Origin of the sequence: Cognatiyoonia sp. IB215182 (assembly GCF_033963905.1) — a bacterium.
In the GTDB taxonomy this organism is placed as follows: domain Bacteria; phylum Pseudomonadota; class Alphaproteobacteria; order Rhodobacterales; family Rhodobacteraceae; genus Yoonia.
Genome location: NZ_JAXBMB010000005.1, coordinates 1 through 24,228, shown reverse-complemented (window position 1 = coordinate 24,228; position 24,228 = coordinate 1). Strand labels below are relative to the sequence as shown.

Sequence of the window (24,228 nt, the reverse complement as noted above, 5' to 3'; positions counted from 1 at the left end):
TTTATGAGTTGGCCATCGCTTTTCGAAGAGGCTAAGTGAATGTCAACTGACGCGGACCCAGCTGAAGAGGAACCGAAGAAAGGTTCGAAATTGCCCTTAATCATTGGGCTTATCCTTGCTGTTTTGGGCGGTGGTGGTGGTTTCCTAGCCGTGCAGTCGGGCCTTTTGGGTGGCGCTACGGAAGTGGCCGAGAAAGTTGCTGAGGAAGAAAAAGAGCCTACCGAATCGCTCCCACCGGTCGCGTTCGTTGCAATTGATCCACTTGTGATTTCATTGCCGGGTGATGGAGGCAGGCATCACTTGCGTTTCGCCGCTCAACTTGAAGTCGCGCCGGACTACGTTGCAGATATTGAAGCGATCAAACCGCGCATCGTGGATGTGCTGAACGGGTACTTGCGTGCCGTCGATCTTGCAGAACTCGAAGACCCAACCGCTCTGATGCGTCTGCGCAGTCAGATGCTGCGTCGCGTTCGCGTGGTCACCGGTGAGAACCGCGTGAACGATCTGTTGATCATGGAATTTGTCTTAAGCTGAAGGGAGGCCCACATGCTCATGATTGCGGACACGTTGCTAGTGGCAGGCGCCTTGGGCGCAGGATTTTATTGTTATGTTCTGTCGCGACGTTTGCGACGGTTCACTGATCTCGAGAAAGGTGTCGGCGGTGCGGTGGCTGTGTTGTCGGCGCAAGTGGATGATTTGACGAAGACGCTCAACCAGGCACAGTCAACCGCGAAGTCGTCCGTCGACCGTCTTGATGATGTGAGCGCCCGGGCAGAGGCCGCTGCGCGCCATCTCGAACTATTGGTGGCGTCGCTTCATGACCTGCCCGATCCCAGCGATCGTAAACCGGTCGAGAACCCGTTCTTTGTGCGCCGCGCGCCAGATGCGGAGACCCACCAATGAAAAAACCGATCCGTCCAGTGCGCAGCCGGGGTACACTGCACATCCTGGCAAGCTTCCTGATCGCCTCTGCGGTGATAAGGCTCGCCGCAGAAGCAGGCCCGGCGCTGGCGCAAGATGCGTCAATGACAAGTGAACCGGCTGAGGTCACCGCACCAGCGGTCGAGACAAGTCGCCTGCTTGCGGCCTTACAAGAAAGAGAGGCGCGACTGATCACCCGCGAAGGTCAACTACGCGACAGATTGCAGGCCCTCGAAATCGCCGAGGCGGAAATCGTTGAAAAACTTGAGGCACTGCGCGCGGCTGAGATGGCACTGAGTGCAACAATTTCTCAGGCCGAAACGGCCTCGCAGACAGATATCGGTCAGCTAACGACCGTCTACGAGAATATGAAGCCCAAGGAAGCTGCAGCACTCTTTGAAGAGATGACGCCTCAATTTGCGGCAGGATTTTTGGGTATGATGCGTCCTGACGCCGCTGCCCTGATCATGACCGAGCTTGAGCCCGAGACTGCATACTCGTTCAGCGTCGTTCTTGCTGGGCGGAACGCAAACACACCTACCGAGTAACCGCAGAGGGTTCCTTAATCTTTTTGGCGTAATGCCATTGAGCAGGCTGCGTGAACGAGAGGGGGCAATTCCATGGTAGGCTTGATTGGCATCGTGATCGTCTTTTCCACGGTTTTTGGTGGCTACCTTCTTGCAGGCGGCAAGATGGGCATCATCATCAAGGCTCTGCCATTTGAAATGCTGATGATTTGCGGCGCGGCAATTGGTGCTTTTGCGATCAGTAATGACAACTCGGCGATCAAACACACCGTCAAGGACTTGGGAAAGGTCTTCAAGGGCCCCAAATGGAAGTCTCAGGATTACCGTGATCTTCTTTGTCTTCTGTTTGAACTTATACGCGTTGCCCGTTCGAACCCCGTAGCATTAGAGGCGCATATTGAGGCGCCGGGCGACTCGACCATTTTCGGAAAGTATCCGCGGATATTGGACGACGGGGAAGCCGTTGCGCTGATCTGTGATACACTACGTTCCGCTTCGATGAACTACGATGATCCGCATCAGGTGGAAGAAATCCTCGAAAAGCGGATCGAGGCGACTCTGCACCATAAGATGCATTCGACCCATGCACTACAAACTGTTGCCGACGGTCTGCCAGCATTGGGGATCGTGGCCGCCGTTCTGGGCGTAATCAAGACGATGGCATCAATCGACCAACCCCCGGAAGTCTTGGGAAAACTGATCGGCGGCGCACTGGTTGGCACGTTTCTTGGTGTCTTTCTGGCCTATGGATTTGTTGGTCCGTTCTCGGCGAAAGTGAAGGCGGTTGTTGAAGAAGATGCCCATTTCCACCAGCTTATCCGAGAGGTTTTGATTGCCAATCTGCACGCGCATGCGCCGAACATTTGTATCGAAGTTGGTCGGCAGAACATGCCCAGCCACTACCGGCCAAGTTTCTCGGAAATGGAAGAGGCGTTAAAGGCTGCAAAACAGGACGCAGCTTGATGCGGCATCTGATAATCGTATTTGCTCTGATTTTCCCTATCCAAGCTGCAGCGCAGCAAGCAAATGTGCAAACTGGTGAACATCTCGATTTTACCCGCGTGGTTGTTGACATTCCTCCGGGCGCGGACTGGCAGCTGGGGCGCAACGCTGAAGGTTATCTGCTGCAAGTTCCCGGTGTAGCCGGTTACGATCTGACGCGTTTTTTTGATTTGATCCCGCGCACGCGTATCCGCGACGCGCAAATCGGTGCAGAACCAGACCAGCTACAGCTTGTCGTTGATTGTCTCTGTTACGTCGATGCATTCGTTGATCGGGCTGACATATTGGTTATCGACCTAAAGTCGGGCCAGGCACCGCAGAATGCTGCGTTTGAGGCGCCTTTTGCGCCGGAACCCCCATCAGATCCAATTGCAGCTGCCCCGCCGCAATATCCGATTGACCCAAATCGGCTTTTGCCAGTTGTGTTTCCTCCGGATCCGCCTTCAGCGAACGCCGTGTCGCTTTCCGCAGTGCCTCAAGCGACTTCTGTAGAGACAACCATCCGGTCAGAGTCCAATCTCAATGTGGGGGGACAAATCGAACAGATTGATCCAGACCAATCTGAGCTCAGCAGCGAACAAAGTGCTGATCTTGAGGCGCTGGCACAGTCCATTACCGAAAGCCTGGCACGTGGCCTATCTCAAGGTGTACTAATTCCCGATCTGGATCCGCAAGGTGAAGCGGATCCTAATGCGTCGATGCAGAACATAATGCCGCCTGGCGTCGAAACACGGTCGGGAATAGATTTGGCCGCCGTCCCGCCCGACCCGCGCGTCGCCCGAACACAGGAAGGCCAGGTCTGCCCGCCCGATGCGTTTTTTGATGTGTCGGCTTGGGGCGAGGATTTGCCCTTTGCAGAACAGCTCGGCCAACTGAGAGGTGAGCTTGTTGGTGAGTTTGATCGTTTTGATGAAGAAGCGGTGCTGGCGAAGGCACGTCTTTTTGTCCATTTCGGCTTTGGCCGCGAGGCGATCCATACGCTTGCACTTGATGGTGCCATGTCGCAAGAGCGTCGATTTTTGGTCGGTTTGGCGCAGATCATTGATGATGATCCAACTTCACTTGGCCTCTTCGACCGACTTGTCAGTTGTCAGGCAAACGTCGCCCTTTGGGCTCTTCTCGCGGCTGGTAACGATGGCCTTGATGGTCAGGTCGACCCGTCTTCGGTGTTGCGCGCATTCAAGGCACTGCCATTGCATTTGCAATCACATTTGGGGCCGCGTTTGTCAGAGCGGTTTTTGGCAATAGGTGACGAAGACAGCGCGTTACAAGCCCTGGCTAAAGCCGTTTCGGAGCCACAACCAGAGGTCGACGCGCAATTGGCAGAAGCGGCGCTGCTGGACGACATCGGCGAAACAGAACAGGCCAACGCAAACCTGACGGCGCTTGCCCGCGCTGAGAGCAGAACCACACCAGCCGCTTTCGCGGCATTCCTACGAGCTGCGGTGCGCGACGATATTGAGGTCACGCATCAGGATTTCGCACTTGCGGACGTTCTCCGTTTTGAGAGCGCCCCGTCGGCAGAGCTCAATGAACTACAATTGGCGCAAATGAATGCCTATCTGCATCAGGACGCCTTCGATGCAGCAGCGCGACTGCGCGAGGAACTTCGACCAACGGCGGACGCATCGATTGTTCAGATGTTAGAGGATAACTTCGCAGTGACCCTCACGGAACGAGGGGACGATGTCCGCTTCTTGGATTATGCATTTGAAGAAACGCCCGAAGCACTTGTCACCACAACAAGGCTGTCAGTGTCTAACCGTCTGCTTGCATTAGGATTTCCAGAACGAGCCGCGGAGATCCTTGCCGGTATCGCGCCTGAGGATGTTGGACCTCGGCAAAGCTATCTACAGACGGAGATCGCGCTGATCCGTGGTGATGCGGCAGCGGCATTGCGCGAGATTGACGGTGTTGAGACAGACCGTGCCTTATCACTTCGTAGTGCCGCCGAGAGGGTCGCACGCGGTGAATTGTTCGACCGGGCATGGCTATTGCAGGAGCCGGACGGATCTGAGCTTTGGCGTGGTAGAGATTGGGGCGAAATGTCCGCCTCCGATGATCCCTTGTTGCGTGATGTTTCGGAAGTTCTTCGCAGCCGCCCCGAAATGCCTTTGTCTGAAGGCACGCCGATTGCGAGTGGGCGCGCATTGCTGGAGCAATCAATGCAATCAAGAGACGTCGTTGATCGGTTACTGGAACGCTTTTCCGCGCCATCGGATTCCTGATCAGACCTGAGATGAGCTTACGAATTTTCAACGAATCCGCATTAACGCTGTGTGCGTCGGCAGCAGAAGGCGCGGATATCGATGCATGGATTGTGCGATCATTGGTGGCAACCGGGCCTTCCGGTCTGCGGTGCGATGCGCTGGCGGAAATCCATGTCACGACACAGCTGCGTGTCTCGTGCTAATAATGATACCCGGGGCCATCTAATCAGCAGGCCGCGGCCGCTGCGCGGACTGACCATTGTCATCGGGCATCGTATCAACAGCGATACTCTGTTGCCGCGTTATTATGCGCACCAGCAAATCACTCGCCCGCCAAAACGGATCGGCAGCAGATGAACGGTCTTTCGGCACGAGAGCTGTTCCAGCCAACGGTCCTTTTGGCCATTGCCCTGATGGCGGTCATCGTCATGATGATATTGCCGATGCCCGCTTGGATTCTGGACATCGGTCTGGCCGCATCATTCGCCCTTGCCATACTGATTTTCACGGTGACGCTATTCATCGAGCGACCGCTCGATTTCTCGGCTTTTCCGACAGTGTTGCTGGCATCACTTATGCTGCGCCTTTCGCTGAACGTCTCTTCGACGAAACTCATTATCGGTGAAGGTCACACAGGAACTGACGCAGCAGGCGACGTGATCGAAGGCTTTGCCATGTTTGTCATGGGTGGCAATGTACTTTTGGGCCTCGTGATTTTCTGCGTCTTGCTGATCGTGAATTTCGTCGTGATCAATAAAGGGGCCACACGGATGGCAGAGGTTGGCGCCCGTTTTGCATTGGACGCGATGCCTGGAAAGCAACTCGCAATCGACAGTGATATGTCGGCGGGCGCCATCGATCATCAGGAGGCGAAGGCGCGCCGGGAAAAAGAGCAGGCAGAGACGACGTTCTTCGGCTCACTTGATGGCGCGTCCAAGTTTGTAAAGGGAGATGCCATTGCCGGTCTGCTTATCACGGCGCTGAACCTTGTCATGGGGCTGATCATCGGGATTACCGTTCATGATATGCCAATCGGCCAAGCCTTTGAAACATATGCTATTCTGACGGTGGGCGATGGCTTGGTTTCTCAGATACCTGCAGTGGTGATTTCGATCGCATCTGCGCTTCTTCTGGCCCGTGGAGGCGCGACCGGCGCAACAGATCTCGCCCTTATCGCACAGCTTGGCCGCCACCCGGCCGCGCTGGCGACGGTTGCGATTCTTATGGCGCTTTTTGCGCTTGTGCCTGGCTTGCCGTTTTTGCCGTTTATTGTCGGATCGGTGACATTAGGCGCATGTGCATTCGCATTGTCTGCGGCTGCCGCGCGGGCCGAAGAAAAGACGAAAGAGACGTTGCAGACCCCGGAGGAGACAAAGGCGGAAGTGTCGATGGGCGATATGCTGGATCTTGACGATATTCATGTTGAGTTTGCGCCCGATCTTGTCGATATGGTTCTGGATCCTGGCACGGGCCTTGATGCGCGCATTGCGAATATGCGCAGTCACGTCGCCACATCCTTTGGCGTGCTCCTGCCCGAGATAAGGTTAACCGACAACGCGGCGCTACCGTCGGGTTGTTATGTTGTTCATGTCCAGGGCGTCGAACAGGTAAGGGACGTCTTGAAGCCCGGCCAAATACTCGCCCTGGTGAATGAGGCCGAACCAGGCGAGATCACGGGAGAAGACGTCAAGGAACCTGTCTATGGCGCCCCTGCACGTTGGATTGAACCTGATCAGCAAGAGGCTGCCGCCCTTGCAGGCATGACAACCGTGCAACCGACCGAGGTTTTGGCGACGCACTTGTTGGAAATCGTCAAACGTAACTTCCCAAGGTTGCTGACGCTCAAAGCCTTAAGGCGCCGGTTGGATGAGATGGTGAATCTGTCCGACCCGGTTCGGGGTGAGGCGAACCGCAAGATGCTCGATGAATTGATCCCCGACAAGGTGCCGATCGACGTTCTTTTGTCAGTCCTTCGTATGCTGTTGGAAGAGCGGGTATCCATCCGAAACCTGCCTTTGATACTGGAGGCCACGGCCGAAGGACGGCAGCTCTTCCAAACTGTTGACGGGATCACCGAGCATGTGCGCCAGCGCCTTGGGTTTCAGCTTGTCGCTGAAATGCGGCGCCCGGATGGGACGATCCCACTGGTGCAATTGGCGCCGGAATGGGAGGACACCTTCGCCGCCTACGAAATCCGTACTGATCGTGGTGGAGGCGACGTGGCCCTACCGCCAGAAAACTTTAATCAGCTTGCGGATGGCATTGCCGAGAAGTTGGGACAGGCTGCAGAGGCGGGCGCCTATGCCGCTGTTGTGACGTCCATGCGCCGGCGCCGTTTTCTACGTACGGTTATGGCCGCGAAGGGTATCATGAACCCGGTGTTGTCGTTTGAGGAAATCGGCATAGATGCGCGCCCGGCCCTTGTTGGTCTGGTGCCGGCGTAGTGGAGGCGCTTGTCCCGCTTTTACCGCTTTCCCAAGAAGTCCTCTGGGTCGGGTTTGTGGTCTTTGTGCGTGTCAGCGCTGTCATGGCGGTTTTGCCTGCCTTTGGTGACCAACCAGTGCCAATGCGCGTGCGCCTCGCCTTGGCTTTGATGTTCACGTTTGTCGTGGCGCCCGCTGTTGCGCCCACAATCGGGCCTATGCCTGACAGCCTGCTTCCAGCCGCGGCCTTTCTGGGCCCGGAAGCCTTGGCTGGGCTCTTTTTTGGCATCTTTCTGCGCTTCTTCATCCTCATCCTGCAGATTGCTGGATCTGTTGCCGCGCAAGCAACGTCGCTTTCGCAGATCTTTGGTGGAACCACAGGTGTGGATCCGCAACCGGCGATTGGCCATGTTTTAGTGGTTGCAGGCACAGCGCTGGCCGCATTGTCCGGGCTGCATGTACAGGCGGCAGCCTATATGATCCAAAGCTATGTAATGGTGCCATACGGTGCCGGGCTGCAAGCAAATGTCGTGCTGCAGGTCGGCGTTGGCGAGGTGACGCGCACTTTCGGCTTGGCCTTCACGCTCGCTGCACCGTTTCTCATCGCTTCATTGATCTACAATGTGATCCTTGGCGTGATTAACCGGGCTATGCCGCAGCTTATGGTTTCTTTTGTCGGCGCTCCCGCCATAACCGCAGGCGGGCTTTTTCTATTGCTTCTGACAGCGCCGGTGATTTTGTCAGTTTGGATGTTGGCCTTTTCCGAATTCATGCAGACGCCCTTTGGGGTTTGGCCATGAATCCATCAGACGAAGACAGCGACAAGCAATTTGAACCGACGCAGAAGAAGCTCGATGATGCGCGCAAGAAGGGCGACATTGCCAAATCGGCGGACCTCACCACGGCCGCAGCCTATAGCGGCTTTCTGATTGTCTGCCTGACCGTTGGGCCGGCATCACTTATCGGCTTGGGCACCGCGATGTCGGTGATGCTGGGCCAATCGCACGATATCGCGGTCGAGGCGTTCGCTGGCGCGGGTCGTGCATTTCATGCCGGTATCTTGCTGGAAGTTGCGTGGGGCACTGCAGCCTGGTTCATCTTTCCGGCGATATTGGCGATATTGGCGGTGATTGCCCAGCGCGCGTTTGTGCTGACACCGAGCAAGCTTGCACCAAAGCTAAATCGGATTTCGCCCATTGAAGGCGTCAAGAACAAGTTGGGGCGGCAGGGCCTTTTCGAGTTTGTGAAAAGTTCGGCGAAGCTCATCATCTATTCGGTCGTCATGGCCATCTTTCTGATTACGCAAATCGACCGGATTATCGGCAGTATTCGATTGCCGCCAGGTCTGATCGTGGCCGAACTGGCGCAGATGCTGGTCTTGATGACCATGATCGTGATTTGCGTGGCGTTTGTGATCGGTGGTGTTGATTACCTTTGGCAGCATGCCGAGCACATCCGCAAAAATCGCATGAGCCGCAAGGAAATCATGGAAGAGCTCAAGCAAGCAGAGGGCGACCCGCTGATGAAACAGCAACGTCGCCAAAAGGGCCAGGAAATCGCCATGAACAAGATGTTGGCGGATGTACCGACAGCGGATGTGGTTATCGTCAACCCTACCCATTTTGCGGTGGCGCTAAAATGGGATCGCATGGCGGCATCGGCACCGGTTTGTGTGGCCAAAGGCGTGGATGAGATTGCCGCTCGCATCCGTGAGGCCGCTCAAGAACATGCGGTGCCGATCCATTCTGATCCGCCGACAGCGCGGGCGTTGCACGCAGGTGTTGAGCTTGGGCAAGAGATCGCGCCCGAGCATTATCAGGCAGTGGCCGCCGCAATCCGCTTTGCCGAGGGAATTCGTCAGAAGGCGCGGATGCGATGAGCCGCAACGTTCAGGATCTCAAGGGGCTGGCCGACATTGCAGGGCTTGCCTATCGCGCGGCACAGGCGGATATGGCACGTATCATGCAGAAAGAGGCTGATCTTTGCCGCAACCTGGCACAATTGACTGAAAGCAAGGCGTCTTTGGCGCGGACGCCACGCCGTTCAGATGACGCGGCCATGATTGCCGGTGCGGATATCCGGTGGCATCGCTGGGTCGACCAACGGCGCGCAACCATCAATGCGGAGCTGGCGCAGGTCCGCGCAAGCAAGGATTACTATCAATCAAAGTTGCGTCTGGCCTTTGGCAAGGATCAGGCTGCTAGGGCGCTACTGGATCGCGCCGTGCTCGCAGCCAAGCGCGATCGCAGCCGCCGCGCGGACTACGAATCCTGACGGACGATGTCGATGATCAAGACGTCGGTGACAATGCTGCCGGCGATCTCCTGCGCGACGCGCAAAAGCTCATTCCGGAGTGCGCGCATATTGGTCCCAGAGGTGAAGTTGCCAGAGAACCCGCCAATATTCGCGTGATCGAACATCACCTGGAGGAAACCGTCCCGCAGCTTGGGTTCCGCCGCAAAAATCGTCGTCCGGCCACCAACGGTGACCTCGACATTTAGGGACATCACGACAAGCGCGGCGACACGGCCCTCTTCCACAACCGGGACCACAAACTGATTGTTGAGCTTTGCATATTCCCGCTCTTCCGGGATTTCGGGAGGTGGCGCAGGCTCCACCACTTTCTCGGGGTCACCGCACGGATGGCCGTCGGCTAGAAGCTCTTCACCTGCAACCGGCTCGGGCTTAAGCGCGAATCCCGCACCAACGCCTGAACCGACACCGATCACCAGTAAAATCACAGGTAGCAGCAACTTCTTCATGAGTTAATCTCCCTCGACGGCTAGAAAGGCAGCACGGTTTCAAGCACTTGCTGCCCGTACCTCGGTTGCTGCATGTCCGTGATCTGTCCGCGGCCACCATATGAAATGCGGGCCGAGGCAATCTTGTCGTAAGTGATTTCGTTCTGCCGCGTGATGTCTTCTGGCCGGACGTAACCGGTCACAATCAGTTCGCGCAGCTCGTAGTTGACCCGGACTTCCTGCTGGCCGACGATTTGCAGCACACCGTTGGGCAAAACATCGGTGACCGTTACGGCTACGCGCAATGTCAGCTGTTCGTTGCGCCTTACCGTGCCATCGCCTGACGCGCTGCTCTGGGAGTTCAGATCCACGAGTTGCGCCGAGGACGCGCCGATTGGAAGCCGGTCATCGACCCGCTGTGGTAAGCCAAATAGCTGCGGGATACCCGCCTGTTGCGAGGCCGAGCGGGAGCGATCACTGGAGTTCGATATCTCTGCGCTATCGTCGATCTCGATGACGACGGTCATGATGTCACCACGCAACAGGGCGCGTCTGTCGCCCAGAAGCGATCCGCGCGCTCCGGTCCAAAGGGACGCATTGGGTGATGGGCCAAGTGATGACGGCAGCGCCGGGTCGGGAAAGCTTGGGTTGAACATCGCCTCACGCTCTGCCGCGCGTTCTGGGGGTGAGAAGGCGGGTGGCTTGCCGACCGGTGTTGTCGTGCAAGCCGATGCAACCAAGATCAGTGCGAGTATGAGTTTAGCGCGCCACATAGCCTGCCCCATCAGCGCCAATGCGCGCGGTGACCGTACTGCGGGAACTGATATTCATCACCCGGATCAGATCACCGGGCCCGCCCCGGCCCAAAGCGCGCCCTTCGGTCGAGATCATGAGACTGCCTTGCTTAAAATAGAGCGGGATGATCTCGTTGCGTTCGACGACCGCAGGAAAACCGATATCCGCTGGCCGAATGGGCCGTCCAGCAAAAAGGGCCACGCGCGCTTCCATCCCGATGACTTGGGCAGGTTCAGAGACCGCGCCGGGCACGTCACGATTGCTGACTGTAACATCCCCATCCATGATGACGGACTGGGCGGGGATCGTGCGCGTGGCGACCACGGTGTCTGCCGCCGCGGGACCTGCCAGCATGAAAAGAGAGAGAAGTGTGCGGATCATCTCAGCTGCACCATTGCGCCAAGCATCTGGTCGGCCGCCGTGATCACCTTGGAGTTCAGCTCATATCCGCGCTGGGCCTCGATCAGATCGGTGACCTCGCGCACCGGGTCAACGGAACTATCCTCAAGATATCCTTGCCGCAACACGCCCAATCCTTCCTCACCCGGTGTGGTCACCGCTGATGGACCGGATGCCGGTGTTTCAAGGAAAAGGTTGGAGCCAATCGCCTCAAGCCCTTTCGGGTTGGTAAACCCGGCCAAAGTAAACTGACCCAGAAGCTGTGGCTGTACCTGATCGTTGAAGTAGCCCCAAACCTCGCCCTCGGCATTGATCGAGATCGAGCGCGTGTCACGCGGGATCGTGATATCGGGGACCACGGGATAGCCATCCGAGGTTACGATCAGCCCGTCGCCCGTCAGTTTCAGCCCGCCATCCCGTGTATAGGCCGAGATGCCGGATGGCAGGGTCACTTCAAGGTAGCCTTCCCCCTCGATCGCAAGATCGAGGTCGCCACCTGTGGCCGCAAGGGAACCCTGGCTGAGCAGCACTGAAATCGCACTCGCCCGCACGCCAAGGCCAAGCTGGACGCCAGTTGGCAGCACCGTCCCATCCGACGCATTGATCGTGCCGGGCCGGGCCAGTTGCTGATAATGCAGGTCCGCAAACTCGGCGCGCCGTGCGTTATAGCCCGTTGTGTTCATGTTCGCGAGGTTGTTGGAAATCGTATCGACACGCATTTGCTGCGCGGTCATACCTGCGGCTGCGATCTGCAATGCACGCATCTTCAGTCTCCTTTATCGCCGAATGGATTCGATGACGCTGCGGATGCGCTCATCTTCTTTGTCGAGAAAACTCTGCCCCAGCTCATAGGCGCGCTGCACCTCGATCATGCGGCTGATCTGCAAGATGGGATTGACGTTGGACGCTTCGAGGAAACCCTGCAGCATGCGCCCGTCGAGGGCAGGCTCAAACCCACCTTGTGCGTCGAATAAAACACCGCTTTCGCGGACCATCTGGTTGGGGTCGATCGGATTGACCATCCCAATCTGGCCGACCGGCTGTCCACCGGCGCTGATCGTGCCATCCGGGGCGATGCCAATGGCGCCGAGGCCTTGCGGGACAAAGACAGGCGCACCGCCCGGGTCGAGCACAGCATATCCGTCCGGCGTAACCAGATCGCCGTTTTCGTTGGGGCCAAACGCCCCGGCACGGGTCAGTCTTTGCCCTTGCGGTGTTTCGACCAGAAAGAAACCTTCACCTTCGATCGCGAGGTCGAATGTGCCGCCTGTTTGCGCGAGTGTCCCTTGCGACATCACGGTGTCGCGAACATTTGCCGTCGCCATGGAGAGAGATCGCGTTCCAGGCCCCAGCCCTTTGACATGTTCGGCAAACATCACCTCTTCCGCGCGGAAACCGGTGGTTGATGCATTTGCGATATTGTTGGCAATGACTTGCATTTCGCGCATCAAGCCCGATTGCCGGGTGAGCGTTGTGTAGGACGCATTATCCATGTCTAGCCTCCGGCAATGATTGGGATGATCGTCGTTTTGAACAGCGAAACCAGCGTTTCGGACATGAATGCCATCGTGATCCAGAAAACGCCGATGATCGCCGCCAGCTTTGGCACAAATGTCAGTGTCATCTCCTGGATTGAGGTGAGCGCCTGAAACAAGCCCACTGCCAGACCGGCTGCAAGCGCTACGGTCAGAATGGGCAGCGAGATCACGAATGCCACCCAAAGACCCTGGCGCAACGTGTCATAGAACAACGCTTCGTTCATCAAACCGGCATACGCAGGATTTCTTGATAGGCTTCGACAACCCGATCGCGCACTGTAACCGCAGTCTGCACGGCCAGTTCCGTCTGGGCCAATGCCTGCACCAGCGCATGCGGGTCAGTGCCCGCCGTCATCGCCTGCATGGCTGTGGCTTCGCTGTTGCGCAACGTGGTCATAAAGTCCTGGGTAGCGCCCAACAAAGCATTTGCGGTGCCGGGTTCGGGCGCTGTTGCGGTCTTGCTGGCCGCGTAATTCTGCGCGACGAGTGAGCTGATATCCATGTCGTTACTCCTTAATTCCGAAGAAGATCCATGAGGGCAGAGGACATCTGCCGCACCTGATCGAACATTTTGAGATTGGCCTCGTAACTGCGTTGCGCCTCGCGCGCGTCTGCAATCTCCAAAAGCAGGTTCACGTTTGATCCGTCGTAATGGCCGGTTTCATCCGCCAGTGGATTTGCCGGATCATAAATCCTGGTCAGTTCAGTCTGGTCGAGCCGTACAGGGCCAGTTGTAACCTCCCCGGTGCGTATGCCGCGCGCGACCATCTCTTCGAACGCGACAACTTTTCGTTGGTAGCCAGGGGTGTCACTATTGGCGATGTTCTCAGAGACGTGGCGCAGGCGGTTGGCCTGTGCCTTCATCCCACTGGTCGCCACTGACATTGCTTCACTGAAATCGGTCATGTCCACCCCTAGTTGCGCCCAAGGCTGGTGCGCAAAACCGTCATTGTGTGACGATAGATGGTAAGCGCGCGATTATGCTCGCGGCTGATCGCGACAGCATTCATCATCTCTTCTTCCAGCGAAACAGTGTTCCCGTTGGGCGAAGGTTCGGTCGAGGATGTCAGTGTTGTTGCATTGGTGCCGGGTGCAGCGGCTGCGGAAAGATGCCCTGCGCGTGTCGTGCGCATCTGCACATCAGCACCAGCTTCAAACACATCCTGAAAAGGCGGAATATGCCGCGCTTCGTAACGCGGTGTGTCCGCATTCGCGATGTTTTGCGCCACGAGCGCCTGTCTGGCGCCGGCATGCCGGGCCATCGCGTGGGCGGTCTGGAATAAGTCCAGTGATTGGTGCATCGGGGCTTCTCCCTCGGCTGATTTCAACGAAGCTTTAAGCCCGATTCCTTAAAAAGACGTTTGTGGTTAACGGCTGAGAACAAAAGATGACCGAAAATATCATTGACCAGATGCGAATGGCAGTTGCGGGTTTAGATCCTGTTTACGATGTTGGCCGGGTGCAGGGTGTTTCCGGCGGTACGGTTCAGGTTGCCGGTGTGACTGATACTGCCCGGGTCGGGGACCGCGTGCTGATCAAATCCGGGCACCGAACGTTGAGCGGTGAAGTGGTCAAGCTCGACCGTGCAGGTGTGCACCTTTTGATGGAGGCTGAAACCGATGGGATTGCCATCGGTGACGTTGCGATTTTTCAGACACCGGCGGTCTTCGCGCCTGACACGTCGTGGATTGGGCGCGTCATTGATCCGGATGGGCGGCCGATGGATGGCAAACCGCTCTTGCCGGGCAGCGTGCCGCGGAGGCGCCGCAACACGCCCCCTTCCGCCCACATGCGGCGTGAGCTCGGATCACGGCTAGAAACCGGATTGGCCGTCTTCAACACGATGTTGCCGATCGTGCAAGGACAGCGGATCGGGCTTTTTGCGGGCTCTGGCGTCGGGAAATCGACGCTGCTCGCCGATCTGGCGCGCGGGGTGACGGCGGATGTTATCGTGATCGCACTGGTTGGCGAGCGCGGCCGCGAATTGCGTCATTTCGTTGAAGAAGTTCTTGGACCGGAAGGGATGGCACGCGCCGTTGTCGTCGCGGCGACATCTGATCAATCGCCGCAGATGCGCAGGCAATGTGCCTGGGCGGCAATGGCCGTCGCCGAGTATTTTCGCGATGCGGGCCAGCAAGTGCTGCTGCTGATCGACTCCGTGACACGGTTTTGCGAGGCCCACCGCGAAGTGGCCGTTGCCAGCGGTGAGAGCGCAAATTTGCGCGGCTATCCTGCCTCGACCGGTCCGGCAATAGCCGCGCTTTGCGAACGCGCCGGGCCGGGATTGCCGGGGACGGGTGACATTACGGCTGTCTTTTCGGTGCTGGTTGCTGGGTCCGATATGGATGAGCCGGTCGCAGATATGCTACGCGGCGTGCTTGACGGCCATGTCGTACTTGACCGCGAGATTGCCGAACGCGGGCACTTTCCGGCAATCAATGTGCTGAAATCGGTCTCTCGCGCATTACCTGCAGCGGCGACCGCCCAGGAAAACAACCTGATTTCGCAGGCCCGGGCGCATCTGGGCTGCTTTGATCGCGCAGAGCTGATGATCCAGTCGGGTCTCTACACGGCGGGGTCTGACAAGAACATTGATGCCGCCATTCACTGTGTGCCTGCGCTGCAAGAGCTGATGACAGTCAAAGACCAACGCGGCGCCCTTGCGCATTTCGCTAAGCTCAGGCAGGCGATGCAGGGGGCAAGTAATCGCTTGGCATCAGATGACTTGCAGGCGAGTGGAGCCTGATTCTTCGTTCTGAAACTCCTTGGTGTTCCACGAAATCAGTTTGTCTCGGACTGAGCAGGCGGTGATCGTTCCAAGAGTTCTCACATCCCAAGAGTGCCGGGAAACAACAATAACGCGCTAGGCGATGACCTGTGGTGCGGATTGCAGCAATGTCAGTGCGGCGGATGCGCCAGACGAGACACTGACCTCGGCAGCCTCGGCACGTACGAGAAAGAGCCTGATCAGCTTCTCTTGCTCGGCAGGGTCTGCAAGCACTGACAAATCATCGGTACCCAGCACGGTTCTCGAACGGTCCTGAAATACTTCAAGCTGCTGATCGAGGTCGATGCTTGCAATGCTCGAAGGCAGTCCAAGGGCGGTTTCAAAGACGTTTCGCAACGGCGCGTTTCCCATAACGGAGAACCACTGGCCGGTCGGCGTGCTGTTGCGGTTGAGAATATCCGACAAGCCGGTACTGACATTCATGGCAAGCCGCAGATCGTTGTCCTGTTCACCGACGGCGCGTTCAAATTGCCGCGCCTCAAAACGCGCAACGACATCGTCCACAAATGATGTCTGGCTTGTTCTTGGGACGGGTTGATCTCCAAAGCCGAAGGCGCGGCTAAATTCGGCATAGCGATTATCGGCCAATCGATTTGCCAAGGCATCGTCATCGATAGTGCCATCCTCAAGGATCTTTCGGATGAAGAAGCGATTGTCGATATCGTCGTCCAGGCCATAGGCGCCCAGGGCGACCGACAGCAATTGCCGGTCGCTCACCAGATCCTCGGCTGTCCGCACATTGCCGATGTTTTCACGAAAATAGTCGGTCGCCCGGGTGATCGGCTGGCTTTCGGAAAATGCTGTCTGTTGCGCATCAAAGGTGCGTTCCAAAAAGCGCCAGCCAACATAGCCGGAGAGAGGGACAACCGGTTGAAAACTCATGTGCGTTGTGCCGCCAAAAGCCGTGCTTCCCGCGGAAGCAAGTTGCGGAGCGCTTTGAGCGTTCGGTAGAAATCGTCCTGGTCAAGCGCATTCGTCGCGGCATCAAGATGTGTGCGACTGTCTTCATCCCGAAAAACCTGGCTAAGCTGTTCGATGCCCCGCAGAATCTGCAGTCTTGCATCATCTGGTGTGACATCTCCGGACAGCACCAATTGGGCAATATAACAGACACGTCGTACTGGCGTATTCACCTCATCAGGGCGGATCGCATCGCGCAGCCGCAGGATGTTGGCGTTTGGCGTCAGGATCGACAGACGACTGCGCCTGTCGCCGTTCTCGATCACGGCGCCATTGACGAGCACCCTTTCCTTAGGGTTCAGTTTTAAGACGAGCCCCGACATCACACGGGCCCTTGGGCATTCAATCCGCGCATGACAGCGGTGTTGATGTCGATAAGCGCAGTGGCGTCAGCCTCACCTTTCAGGACGCGCTTGCTATGGTGATCCGTAAATTCGGCAAGATAGAAAAGCTGTGCGCGCAATTCGCGTGGCAGTGCATTTTCCTTGTCAGCGACATCTGCCGCCATGGTGTACCACATGCGCCGATTGTCATGGAGGGCGCTGGTGAGAGCAGGAAAATTAATGGGCTGGGAGCTTTGTGCCCGTCTGATGCGGGCGGTGATCTGGCTGATCAGTTGAACTTCGATTGATTGTGCAGTGCGAACGGCAACTTGTGTTGGGGCGTAAGCCTGACGGGCTTGGTCAATAACGTTCACGAGAGGTCCTTCCGGGACAGTGTTGAACGAGACGCGGTTTTACCGCGCCGGGATTGAGGCGGCGCCGGTTACCCCGCGCCGCCAAATGTCACTACCGGAACAGCGACAGGATCGTCTGCGGTGCCTGGTTGGCAATCGACAGCGACTGTACGCCCAACTGCTGCTGTACCTGCAGTGCCTGCAAGCGGGCAGAAGCCTCCTCCATATCGGCGTCAACCAGTGCGCCGATGCCGGATTTCAGGCTGTCGGTCAGGTTTGAGATGAACTCTGCCTGCGTGTCGATCCGGCCTTGGCTGGAACCGAACTCAGCAGCGGCATCAATGGTTGTATCGATGTAGGTTTCGATATTCGCCAAGGCTGCAGCAACACCTTCGTCAGATGTCACATCCAGGTTGTCCAACCCAACAAGACCACCTGTTGCCGTGCCGCCAGCGGCACCCGCGTCTGTCAGAGTCTGTGCGGCACCATCATTATCAATCTGAAGAACCCAGGCGCCAGTTGTCGCATCCTGACGCACGCGGGTTTCGATATTCTCGATACCAGCGCCATCGATCACAGTCTTCAAGCCGCGCGCAACATCTTCAAATGTCTCGTTGGGGCCTGCGATATAGTCATAGCTGACGCCGCCGATTGTCGCGCGATACCCATCACCTTCGTTGACACCAGCAGTCGTTGAGAATGCAAGTTCGGACGCACGTGCAGTGATTGTCTGAGTGTTGGTCGTTGCGGCCGCAGCAGTGTTGCCGTTGGCTTGAAGTGCAAAAGTACCCGAGCCAGTACCACTCGTGTTAACTTCCACCGCATCGAATTGCGACGTTGAGTTGATGCTGATAACCGCACCAGCCACAGTTGCGGAAATGTCTTCAATGCCGGCAGCATTGATTGCGGCTGTCAAACCGGCCGCCAAGTCGTTCACTGCGGTTGTTGTGGTTGTAAAGCTTACCGTTTCACCAGCGATCTGGAAGTTATAGGTTTCGCCAGCAGTCAGCGTACCAGCAACTGTTGCTTCCAACACGTTGGCACCGTTTGAGAATGCATCACCGGTACCATCAGCGGCAAGGTTGCCGCCCAGCGTCGTTGTGACGTTGGCGCTCAGATCTGCCCCGGTGCCATAAACACCTGCGTCAAAGCTGAGGTCTTGGCGCGCCACGGTGATATTGGCAGAAGAAACGGTTCCGTCGCCTGCGCGATCTAGCGAGGACAGTACATTCACGCTTTCCGTGCCGTTCAGCATGTTCAAGCCGTTGAACTGGGCCGCACCAACAACCGAAGAGATCTGATCAGCGATCGCGTCAACATCAGCCTGAAGCTTTGTGCGGTCGACGTTTTCACCTTGTGCCGCAACGATCTTCTCTTTCATGTCGTTGAGAAGGTCGGTCACAGTCTCCGCACCATTCCGGGCAACTGCGACAGAAGAAGAACCGAGCGAGAGGCTTTCGGAGATGGCCTTGAACCCCTTTACGTCCGATTCCATCACTTTTGAGATGGCCCACACGGCGGAGTTATCACGCGCCGAACCGACCTCTTTACCAGTCGAGATCATCGACTGAGTTTTGGCCAAGTCCATGTTAATTGATTTGAGTGTTTGCAGCGCGACCATCGCGCTGTTGTTTGTCAGAATACTGGACATATTTCATGGTCCTCTTGAAAGGCGCTTTGCGCCGTATTGATTCAGGAAACACCCTTATGGGTGCGTTGAAGCGTCATTCTGACGTGATCACCGCAGCGTATTCGTCGGTGCGGTTCGCCCTCCTGGCAGTGTGGCAGGTAAATCGAATTGACCTGAACAACCTGTTAAGGTGCATCGATCAAATGTGCGCAATTTTATTGAAATTATGCTTTCTTTTCCAACGCTGAGCGTCTTGTTTCCACCTGTGCCATATGGCCGGTGGGATCGTAGAAACGCAGGCCCTTTTGAACCTCCGCAATCTCCAGAAGGCGTGCCCTGGCGTCGTTGACACCTTTTATTGCCGCTGAAAGAAGCGCCTGATTGGTGTTCAGCAGATCCTTGATTCTTGACAAAGCGATTTGGCTGGGGGTCTCGGATTGCAGTTCCAGAAACAACTTTTCTTTTGCTTGTGTCAGCTTTTCGAGTTCGTCAAAATCGGCACGACGAATGGCGGCGCGCTCATCCTCAAGAAGAGCAATGATATCATCGCTGATCCGCTCAGGCATCCATCCGCACCTTCATGGCTTCAAATAGCGCTTCCGCCAGGCCGATCCCGCCAGCAGCAACGATTTCCTTCGCCTGGGCCTCAAGCAGGAATGAGCCGAATTGCTCTTCTCCAATACCACCCCCATAGGAATCGCGCGGCGTGCCCAAACCCGCGGATTTCAGCATTTCGGCGAGAAATGTCGCCTCTAGCTGTTCTGCTGCGGCGCGCAGTTTGCCGTCTTCTTGTACATATGCAGGAAGGGTCACGTTCGATTGAGGCGCAGGAAGCGCAGGAATCAGCGTCATCGGGTTCTCCGGTTCTGTCAATTCCCTGTCTTTTGCCGGTTACTCCTAAACATTCAGTAAGTTTTTTGCGTGAAACAAAAGAAGAACGCGATTCTTTCGGAGAACCGATGCTACCATTGCCAATCACAGATATGGTTGCGCCCCCGTCGGGCCGTCCTGTTGACCGGGCTGCGCCGAAATCGGCGCAACCGCCCGAGCAAGAGGATGAGGGCTTGGACTTCGCTGCGACCTTTGCCTTGGAAACTGACCAAGGCGAAAAACAGGTACGTTTGCAAGGGGTTGAGGCGGAATCGCAGCCTTTGCCGGGTGCCGCGGACTTGCCCTTGGAAGAGCCGGATATTGCGGTTGCCGAGTTGCCCGAGGCTACTGGGGAGCCTGGGCGGACAGCTACCTTGGAGGAAGACAAGAAGCTGACGCCGCGGCCCGATTCGGATCGACCCATATCTAGCCAGGATATGCCCAAGATGAAGGCGAAAGAGGCGCAGGGCCCCTCTATGGCGAAGGCGTCAATCCCTGCCGAGCCGGCTAGCATGACCCAACGCCTTGTGGAAGGTCAGATGCCTTCGCCGGACGGTAAGACAGTTCTCAAAGCAAAGGAGTTGGGCGCGGAACAGATGAAAACACCTGCCACGGCAACAACCGCTGGGCCGGAAAAGGTACTTACATTCGACCAACAGTCAGATGAAACACCGGTGGCTCCGGCCACATCTAAAGACATGCCCAAAAAACCTGCGCTTGCGGTGCCCACCGCAGCGCAGCTTTCTGACGAAAAATCGCTGCTTCCACTTCGGGAGGAGTTGTTGCCGCAAAAGTTGGATAAACGCGACATATCTTTTGAATCACGGAACCCACCAAAGGCCGCACACACAATAACGCGAGAGGCTCCAGTGCCGGTTCAGGCGACACCCCTTGCACAGATGATAAAGGATGCATCTGAGCCTAGTGCGAGCATGCCGCTCGGGGATGTCGAAGTGACCCAGACCCTGCTGGTTAGCGACAGGCCGGCTGCATCGGCAGCACTGCAGGTCGCCACAACCCAACCGGCCCATGGCGCTGAAACGGCACGCCAGATCGCGCAACAACTGGCAGTTTCCGTGACGCAGAGTACCGGGCGAGCGACAGAGATCGCGCTTCACCCGGAGGAATTGGGGCGGGTACGACTGGCCATGACGTCACTCGATGCCGCAATCACACTGAGTGTGACGGCAGAACGCCCCGAAACCGTCGATCTTCTGCGCCGAAACATCGACATCCTGGCGCAGGAGTTTCGCGACCTGGGCTACGACGACATCAACTTTTCATTCGAAGGTGGCGACAAGTCGGATGATGAGCCCACCCCCGAGGCATTGCCCGATATGAACGCGGCCTCCGAAACTTTAGAGGGTCTGCCGCGCCCACAAGCTGGGTCAAATTCGGTTCTGGATTTACGACTTTGAGGATTGATGATGGAAGTTAACCAAATCACGAACGCCGCGAATACTGCAAGCAATACGAATGCATCATCTACAAGTGTGATTAGTTCGGACTTTGATACCTTTTTGCAGATGCTCACTGCACAAATGCAGTATCAGGATCCGCTTAATCCCATCGAATCCACCGATTTTGCGACGCAGCTCGCGACGTTCTCGAACGTCGAACAGGCGGTTCTGACCAACGATCTGCTAAAGGAGCTGACGGCTCAAATGAACTCCAGCGGTTTGGCCGACATGGCTGCTTGGGTCGGCAAAGAGGCACGCGCTGCCGCGCCAGCCTACTTTGATGGTGAACCACTCACCTTGGCTCCGAATCCGCCTGCGCTGGCAGAAAGCGCAGAGATCATTGTGCGAAATGCAAATGGTGATGTGGTGCAACAATTTGCCGTACCGCCAACGCAAGAGACGATCTCCTGGGCAGGTGTTGGCCCCGGAGGTGATCCATTTCCGCAGGGGCAATACTCTTTTGAGCTCATCAGCCGCGCGGATGATGCCATTGTGTCCGAGGATCTGGTTGAGGTTTACAGCAGTGTGACCGAAGTGCGAGTTCAAGATGGACAGACCGTCCTCATCCTGAAGGGGGGTGCAGCCATACCTTCCAGCGAGGTCACAGCGTTACGCGACCCAACACTTTAGACACGGCATTGGTGCTTTAGAGTCACAAACACGTTCATTCACAGCTCGTCCTTTTCGCCGACGCATTCCGTCCAAAGTGCTGCATCTCCGAGCGGTGATCCCTGCTCTGGTCCTGTCGTGCGTACTGTGCAGGTTGCTCTTTGGAGATGACTGGTCGGTAGGGATGATCAGATCAAACTGGCCAACCAAATCGCGGAGGCGGTCAGGACACTGCCCAGCGCCATCCATGCCAGCCGCGCACGGCGGCGCTGCGGCTTTGGCGGCGGAGGTGGGTTGTTGAGTTTGATCAACGCATCCTCTGCCAAGCGTGGCAATTGCGGGCCAAAACGCGTCAGAATCATCGCAGTCTTGCGAAGATCACGCAAAAGCGCCTTGGGGCCAATACTTTCCTTGATGTAGTTTTCAACAACCGGCTTGGCGACCTGCCAGATATTCATATGCGGGTCGAGTGATCGGGCCACGCCTTCAACGACGACCATGGTTCGCTGTAACAAGATGAGCTCTGTACGCGTTTCCATCCCAAAACGCTCGGTGACCTCGAACAGGTAACTCAGCAAACGTGCCATCGAGATCCGGCTGGCATCCATACCGAAGATCGGTTCACCAACCGCGCGCAAGGCACGGGCAAATTCATCAACATCGCGGTCAGCGGGGACATAGCCGGCCTCAAAATGTACCTCGGCGACCCGCTGATAATCCTTGCGGATGAAGCCAAAAAGGATCTCGGCATAGACCCTACGAGTATACTCATCGATGCGGCCCATTATCCCGAAATCATAAGCGATGATGTCACCGTTGGCCGCGACCTTCAGGTTACCCTGATGCATATCTCCGTGAAAATACCCGTCGCGCAAAGCGTGATTGAGAAACAGTTGCAGCACCCGCGCCGCCAATTCGCTACGATCATGGCCTGCTGTGTCGAGCGCATTATTGAGGCCGATATTGGTGCCTTCCGCCCAATCGAGCGTCATGACACGTCGACTGGACAAGGCCCATCGGACCTGCGGCACCTGAAAACCGGCATCCCCGTCCGTATTCGCAGCAAATTCAGCTGCAGCCGCGCTTTCCAGACGCAAGTCGAGCTCGGCCATCACAACGCCTTCGAAATGCGCGATTACGTCCATCGGCCGGAGACGCCGTGATGATGGCGATAGGAACTCAATGGTGCGGGCGGCAAAGTAGAAAGCGTCAATATCCGTGCGAAAGGCACGTTCGATCCCCGGGCGCAGGATCTTAACCGCGACACCCTCGCCCGTATCGGCAAGGTGGGCCTTGTGCACCTGTGCCAGCGATGCCGCCGCGACGGGCTCGGAAAAGGATGTAAAAAGCTGGTCAAAGGACTGGCCCAATTCCTTTTGGATCGTCTCTTTGGCTGAGCGCATGGAAAATGGTGGTAGCTTGTCTTGCAGCACACGCAGTTGCACGGCCATATCCTCACCCACTACATCCGGTCGGGTTGAGAGGATTTGCCCGAATTTGATGTAGGCCGGACCCAAGGCCGTTAGGGCGCGCGGTACCGGCGGCATGCTGACATCGCCCCGGTAGCCCAGCCACCGAAACGGCCAGGCGAGGGTGCGAAAGGTCACGCGCAACAAGGGCCCGGCTTCGAGCGCTTCAAGCACGACTTTCATCGCGCCGGTGCGTTCAAACGTGGCGCCCGTGCGGATCAGGCGAATGATGTTGTGAGGACCGCGCAAGCTAGAGCTTCCAGCCGGAATGCAGGGCGGCAATCCCCATGCTGAGGTTTCGATACTTGGCGTTTTCGAACCCCGCGTCGCGCACCATGGCAAGGAATGTGTCCTGGTCAGGGAACTTGCGGATCGATTCGACCAGATACTGATAACTGTCCCGATCGCCCGCGATCATCTGCCCCATCCGCGGAATGACGTTGAACGAATAAGCATCATAGGCCGCCTGCATCATCGGGTTGGGGAGCTGGCTAAACTCCAGCACCATCAGGCGCCCACCCGGTTTCAGGACACGGAAGGCTTCAGTCAGGGCATCCTGCGGTCGGGTCACGTTCCGAATGCCGAAGCTGATTGTGTAAACATCAAACGTATTGGCCTCAAACGGCAGCGACATGGCGTCGCCAACCACCCAGGTGAGGCTGTCGGACATGCGCGCCGCCTCGGCCCGCTTGCGACCCTCAACCAACATCGGCTCGGTCAGGTCCAGCACTGTCGCGTGGCCGTGCCCGGCGCGTTTAAGGAACCGAAAAGCGATATCGCCGGTACCGCCCGCGACATCCAGCAAGCGCTGGCCCGCGCGTGGCGCCAGCCAATCCATCATCGCATCCTTCCAGATCCGGTGAATGCCGGCAGACATGACATCATTCATAATGTCGTATTTGTTCGCAACGGACGAAAACACGCCCTGCACGCGGCCCGCCTTGTCATCCTCCTGGATCGTTTCAAACCCGAAATGCGTTGTGTTCTCTGGCTTTTCGGTCATGTGATGCCTTCACTGCAGATCTGTCCGGGACCGGTTATACCCACTTGGCGGCAGAGACAAACTGTCATTGTGCCACGCACTGAAATGCGGCCTATGCAATTGATCAATGAACACATTCGGCTCTGTTGCAAAGATTCAATCGGGGCCGGGAGACGCCCTTTCTCGACACAGTTATTCTGCGAGCTCAGCAAACTGGCAGAAGCCGCA

Annotated in this window: 29 protein-coding genes; 12 read left to right on the top strand and 17 right to left on the bottom strand. The window is 57.0% G+C overall.

Going from position 1 to position 24,228, the window contains the following annotated elements; genetic code table 11:
- The first annotated feature begins 39 nt into the window (after window positions 1-39).
- The 9 genes from fliL (at window position 40) to SLH47_RS10945 (ending at window position 9,357) form a co-directional block, all read left to right on the top strand.
- Window positions 40-534 (top strand): flagellar basal body-associated FliL family protein, encoded by a 495-nt coding sequence (fliL, locus tag SLH47_RS10985; protein WP_320239554.1) that lies wholly within the window; start codon window positions 40-42, stop codon window positions 532-534.
- Window positions 535-546: 12 nt separating this feature from the next.
- The gene (locus SLH47_RS10980) at window positions 547-903 is read left to right on the top strand and encodes a hypothetical protein (protein WP_320239553.1); all 357 of its coding nucleotides are present in this window, start codon (window positions 547-549) and stop codon (window positions 901-903) included.
- Entirely contained in the window at window positions 900-1,469 is a 570-nt protein-coding gene (locus SLH47_RS10975; protein WP_320239552.1) for a MotE family protein, read from the top strand. The genes SLH47_RS10980 and SLH47_RS10975 overlap by 4 nt, the downstream gene beginning before the upstream one ends.
- A gap of 72 nt (window positions 1,470-1,541) precedes the next feature.
- Window positions 1,542-2,411 (top strand): flagellar motor stator protein MotA, encoded by an 870-nt coding sequence (gene motA, locus SLH47_RS10970; RefSeq protein ID WP_320239551.1) that lies wholly within the window; start codon window positions 1,542-1,544, stop codon window positions 2,409-2,411.
- Window positions 2,411-4,678, top strand: coding sequence for a hypothetical protein (locus SLH47_RS10965; RefSeq protein WP_320239550.1), 2,268 nt, complete (start codon window positions 2,411-2,413; stop codon window positions 4,676-4,678). Before motA ends, SLH47_RS10965 begins: the two co-directional genes overlap by 1 nt.
- 335 nt (window positions 4,679-5,013) lie before the next feature.
- The gene (gene flhA, locus SLH47_RS10960) at window positions 5,014-7,104 is read left to right on the top strand and encodes a flagellar biosynthesis protein FlhA (protein ID WP_320239549.1); all 2,091 of its coding nucleotides are present in this window, start codon (window positions 5,014-5,016) and stop codon (window positions 7,102-7,104) included.
- On the top strand, window positions 7,104-7,883 hold the full coding sequence (locus SLH47_RS10955) for a flagellar biosynthetic protein FliR (protein ID WP_320239548.1): 780 nt from the start codon (window positions 7,104-7,106) through the stop codon (window positions 7,881-7,883). The genes flhA and SLH47_RS10955 overlap by 1 nt, the downstream gene beginning before the upstream one ends.
- On the top strand, window positions 7,880-8,962 hold the full coding sequence (locus tag SLH47_RS10950) for a flagellar type III secretion system protein FlhB (RefSeq protein WP_320239547.1): 1,083 nt from the start codon (window positions 7,880-7,882) through the stop codon (window positions 8,960-8,962). The genes SLH47_RS10955 and SLH47_RS10950 overlap by 4 nt, the downstream gene beginning before the upstream one ends.
- The gene (locus SLH47_RS10945) at window positions 8,959-9,357 is read left to right on the top strand and encodes a hypothetical protein (RefSeq protein ID WP_320239546.1); all 399 of its coding nucleotides are present in this window, start codon (window positions 8,959-8,961) and stop codon (window positions 9,355-9,357) included. Before SLH47_RS10950 ends, SLH47_RS10945 begins: the two co-directional genes overlap by 4 nt.
- Here the strand turns inward: SLH47_RS10945 and SLH47_RS10940 are convergent.
- Genes SLH47_RS10940 through SLH47_RS10900 form a run of 9 tightly spaced genes read right to left on the bottom strand, consistent with a single transcriptional unit; the run spans window position 9,345 to window position 13,857 of the window.
- Window positions 9,345-9,845, bottom strand: a complete 501-nt coding sequence (locus SLH47_RS10940; RefSeq protein ID WP_320239545.1) for a flagellar basal body-associated FliL family protein — start codon at window positions 9,843-9,845, stop codon at window positions 9,345-9,347. The two genes, SLH47_RS10945 and SLH47_RS10940, sit on opposite strands and share 13 nt — an antisense overlap.
- Window positions 9,846-9,865: 20 nt before the next feature.
- Window positions 9,866-10,597, bottom strand: a complete 732-nt coding sequence (gene flgH, locus SLH47_RS10935; RefSeq protein WP_320239544.1) for a flagellar basal body L-ring protein FlgH — start codon at window positions 10,595-10,597, stop codon at window positions 9,866-9,868.
- Entirely contained in the window at window positions 10,584-10,997 is a 414-nt protein-coding gene (gene flgA, locus SLH47_RS10930) for a flagellar basal body P-ring formation chaperone FlgA (protein ID WP_413785643.1), read from the bottom strand. The genes flgH and flgA overlap by 14 nt, the downstream gene beginning before the upstream one ends.
- Window positions 10,997-11,782 (bottom strand): flagellar basal-body rod protein FlgG, encoded by a 786-nt coding sequence (gene flgG / locus SLH47_RS10925; RefSeq protein ID WP_320239542.1) that lies wholly within the window; start codon window positions 11,780-11,782, stop codon window positions 10,997-10,999. The genes flgA and flgG overlap by 1 nt, the downstream gene beginning before the upstream one ends.
- 12 nt (window positions 11,783-11,794) lie before the next feature.
- A complete protein-coding gene (locus tag SLH47_RS10920) occupies window positions 11,795-12,511 on the bottom strand; it encodes a flagellar hook-basal body complex protein (RefSeq protein ID WP_320239541.1) in 717 nt (238 codons plus the stop codon).
- Window positions 12,512-12,513: 2 nt separating this feature from the next.
- Window positions 12,514-12,780, bottom strand: a complete 267-nt coding sequence (locus SLH47_RS10915) for a flagellar biosynthetic protein FliQ (protein ID WP_413785635.1) — start codon at window positions 12,778-12,780, stop codon at window positions 12,514-12,516.
- Entirely contained in the window at window positions 12,780-13,058 is a 279-nt protein-coding gene (gene fliE / locus SLH47_RS10910) for a flagellar hook-basal body complex protein FliE (protein WP_320239539.1), read from the bottom strand. The genes SLH47_RS10915 and fliE overlap by 1 nt, the downstream gene beginning before the upstream one ends.
- 11 nt (window positions 13,059-13,069) lie before the next feature.
- Window positions 13,070-13,462, bottom strand: a complete 393-nt coding sequence (gene flgC, locus SLH47_RS10905) for a flagellar basal body rod protein FlgC (protein ID WP_320239538.1) — start codon at window positions 13,460-13,462, stop codon at window positions 13,070-13,072.
- 8 nt (window positions 13,463-13,470) lie between these two features.
- Window positions 13,471-13,857: a FlgB family protein gene (locus SLH47_RS10900; RefSeq protein ID WP_320239537.1), complete on the bottom strand. Its 387-nt coding sequence runs from the start codon at window positions 13,855-13,857 to the stop codon at window positions 13,471-13,473.
- An 86-nt stretch (window positions 13,858-13,943) separates the two neighbouring features.
- Between SLH47_RS10900 and SLH47_RS10895 the strand changes: the two genes are divergently transcribed.
- On the top strand, window positions 13,944-15,302 hold the full coding sequence (locus SLH47_RS10895; RefSeq protein WP_320239536.1) for a FliI/YscN family ATPase: 1,359 nt from the start codon (window positions 13,944-13,946) through the stop codon (window positions 15,300-15,302).
- A 117-nt stretch (window positions 15,303-15,419) separates the two neighbouring features.
- Here SLH47_RS10895 and SLH47_RS10890 read toward each other — a convergent pair whose 3' ends face one another.
- The 6 genes from SLH47_RS10890 to SLH47_RS10865 form a co-directional block, all read right to left on the bottom strand.
- Entirely contained in the window at window positions 15,420-16,226 is an 807-nt protein-coding gene (locus SLH47_RS10890) for a DUF1217 domain-containing protein (RefSeq protein ID WP_320239535.1), read from the bottom strand.
- Window positions 16,223-16,627, bottom strand: coding sequence for a flagellar biosynthesis repressor FlbT (gene flbT, locus SLH47_RS10885; RefSeq protein WP_320239534.1), 405 nt, complete (start codon window positions 16,625-16,627; stop codon window positions 16,223-16,225). The genes SLH47_RS10890 and flbT overlap by 4 nt, the downstream gene beginning before the upstream one ends.
- Entirely contained in the window at window positions 16,627-17,001 is a 375-nt protein-coding gene (gene flaF / locus SLH47_RS10880) for a flagellar biosynthesis regulator FlaF (RefSeq protein ID WP_320239533.1), read from the bottom strand. The genes flbT and flaF overlap by 1 nt, the downstream gene beginning before the upstream one ends.
- Window positions 17,002-17,092: 91 nt before the next feature.
- On the bottom strand, window positions 17,093-18,631 hold the full coding sequence (locus SLH47_RS10875) for a flagellin (RefSeq protein WP_320239532.1): 1,539 nt from the start codon (window positions 18,629-18,631) through the stop codon (window positions 17,093-17,095).
- Between the two features lie 203 nt (window positions 18,632-18,834).
- Window positions 18,835-19,176 carry a flagellar protein FlgN gene (locus SLH47_RS10870; protein WP_320239531.1) on the bottom strand — a complete coding sequence of 114 codons (342 nt, stop codon included), beginning with the start codon at window positions 19,174-19,176 and terminating at the stop codon, window positions 18,835-18,837.
- The gene (locus SLH47_RS10865) at window positions 19,169-19,462 is read right to left on the bottom strand and encodes a rod-binding protein (protein ID WP_320239530.1); all 294 of its coding nucleotides are present in this window, start codon (window positions 19,460-19,462) and stop codon (window positions 19,169-19,171) included. The genes SLH47_RS10870 and SLH47_RS10865 overlap by 8 nt, the downstream gene beginning before the upstream one ends.
- Window positions 19,463-19,569: 107 nt before the next feature.
- On the opposite strand from SLH47_RS10865, the gene SLH47_RS10860 reads away from it, so the two are divergent.
- Window positions 19,570-20,898 (top strand): flagellar hook-length control protein FliK, encoded by a 1,329-nt coding sequence (locus SLH47_RS10860; RefSeq protein WP_320239529.1) that lies wholly within the window; start codon window positions 19,570-19,572, stop codon window positions 20,896-20,898.
- 6 nt (window positions 20,899-20,904) lie between these two features.
- The gene (locus SLH47_RS10855; protein WP_320239528.1) at window positions 20,905-21,570 is read left to right on the top strand and encodes a flagellar hook capping FlgD N-terminal domain-containing protein; all 666 of its coding nucleotides are present in this window, start codon (window positions 20,905-20,907) and stop codon (window positions 21,568-21,570) included.
- Between the two features lie 167 nt (window positions 21,571-21,737).
- Here SLH47_RS10855 and ubiB read toward each other — a convergent pair whose 3' ends face one another.
- Window positions 21,738-23,267: a 2-polyprenylphenol 6-hydroxylase gene (gene ubiB / locus SLH47_RS10850; protein ID WP_320239527.1), complete on the bottom strand. Its 1,530-nt coding sequence runs from the start codon at window positions 23,265-23,267 to the stop codon at window positions 21,738-21,740.
- Window position 23,268: 1 nt separating this feature from the next.
- Complete coding sequence (ubiE, locus tag SLH47_RS10845) at window positions 23,269-24,021, bottom strand: bifunctional demethylmenaquinone methyltransferase/2-methoxy-6-polyprenyl-1,4-benzoquinol methylase UbiE (protein WP_320239526.1); 753 nt, start codon at window positions 24,019-24,021, stop codon at window positions 23,269-23,271.
- Between the last annotated feature and the right edge of the window lie 207 nt (window positions 24,022-24,228).

Bases quoted from the DNA above. Each gene is read 5' to 3' on its own strand.
- flgC (WP_320239538.1), bottom strand. From the start codon at position 13,462: ATGACCGATTTCAGTGAAGCAATGTCAGTGGCGACCAGTGGGATGAAG.
- SLH47_RS10875 (WP_320239532.1), bottom strand. From the start codon at position 18,631: ATGTCCAGTATTCTGACAAACAACAGCGCGATGGTCGCGCTGCAAACA.
- SLH47_RS10945 (WP_320239546.1), top strand. From the start codon at position 8,959: ATGAGCCGCAACGTTCAGGATCTCAAGGGGCTGGCCGACATTGCAGGG.
- flgG (WP_320239542.1), bottom strand. From the start codon at position 11,782: ATGCGTGCATTGCAGATCGCAGCCGCAGGTATGACCGCGCAGCAAATG.
- SLH47_RS10950 (WP_320239547.1), top strand. From the start codon at position 7,880: ATGAATCCATCAGACGAAGACAGCGACAAGCAATTTGAACCGACGCAG.
- SLH47_RS10860 (WP_320239529.1), top strand. From the start codon at position 19,570: ATGCTACCATTGCCAATCACAGATATGGTTGCGCCCCCGTCGGGCCGT.
- SLH47_RS10895 (WP_320239536.1), top strand. From the start codon at position 13,944: ATGACCGAAAATATCATTGACCAGATGCGAATGGCAGTTGCGGGTTTA.
- fliL (WP_320239554.1), top strand. From the start codon at position 40: ATGTCAACTGACGCGGACCCAGCTGAAGAGGAACCGAAGAAAGGTTCG.
- flhA (WP_320239549.1), top strand. From the start codon at position 5,014: ATGAACGGTCTTTCGGCACGAGAGCTGTTCCAGCCAACGGTCCTTTTG.
- SLH47_RS10855 (WP_320239528.1), top strand. From the start codon at position 20,905: ATGATGGAAGTTAACCAAATCACGAACGCCGCGAATACTGCAAGCAAT.
- fliE (WP_320239539.1), bottom strand. From the start codon at position 13,058: ATGGATATCAGCTCACTCGTCGCGCAGAATTACGCGGCCAGCAAGACC.
- SLH47_RS10940 (WP_320239545.1), bottom strand. From the start codon at position 9,845: ATGAAGAAGTTGCTGCTACCTGTGATTTTACTGGTGATCGGTGTCGGT.
- flgH (WP_320239544.1), bottom strand. From the start codon at position 10,597: ATGTGGCGCGCTAAACTCATACTCGCACTGATCTTGGTTGCATCGGCT.
- SLH47_RS10920 (WP_320239541.1), bottom strand. From the start codon at position 12,511: ATGGATAATGCGTCCTACACAACGCTCACCCGGCAATCGGGCTTGATG.
- SLH47_RS10890 (WP_320239535.1), bottom strand. From the start codon at position 16,226: ATGAGTTTTCAACCGGTTGTCCCTCTCTCCGGCTATGTTGGCTGGCGC.
- flbT (WP_320239534.1), bottom strand. From the start codon at position 16,627: ATGTCGGGGCTCGTCTTAAAACTGAACCCTAAGGAAAGGGTGCTCGTC.
- SLH47_RS10975 (WP_320239552.1), top strand. From the start codon at position 900: ATGAAAAAACCGATCCGTCCAGTGCGCAGCCGGGGTACACTGCACATC.
- SLH47_RS10965 (WP_320239550.1), top strand. From the start codon at position 2,411: ATGCGGCATCTGATAATCGTATTTGCTCTGATTTTCCCTATCCAAGCT.
- SLH47_RS10980 (WP_320239553.1), top strand. From the start codon at position 547: ATGCTCATGATTGCGGACACGTTGCTAGTGGCAGGCGCCTTGGGCGCA.
- SLH47_RS10865 (WP_320239530.1), bottom strand. From the start codon at position 19,462: ATGACGCTGATTCCTGCGCTTCCTGCGCCTCAATCGAACGTGACCCTT.
- ubiE (WP_320239526.1), bottom strand. From the start codon at position 24,021: ATGACCGAAAAGCCAGAGAACACAACGCATTTCGGGTTTGAAACGATC.
- motA (WP_320239551.1), top strand. From the start codon at position 1,542: ATGGTAGGCTTGATTGGCATCGTGATCGTCTTTTCCACGGTTTTTGGT.
- SLH47_RS10915 (WP_413785635.1), bottom strand. From the start codon at position 12,780: ATGAACGAAGCGTTGTTCTATGACACGTTGCGCCAGGGTCTTTGGGTG.
- SLH47_RS10900 (WP_320239537.1), bottom strand. From the start codon at position 13,857: ATGCACCAATCACTGGACTTATTCCAGACCGCCCACGCGATGGCCCGG.
- SLH47_RS10870 (WP_320239531.1), bottom strand. From the start codon at position 19,176: ATGCCTGAGCGGATCAGCGATGATATCATTGCTCTTCTTGAGGATGAG.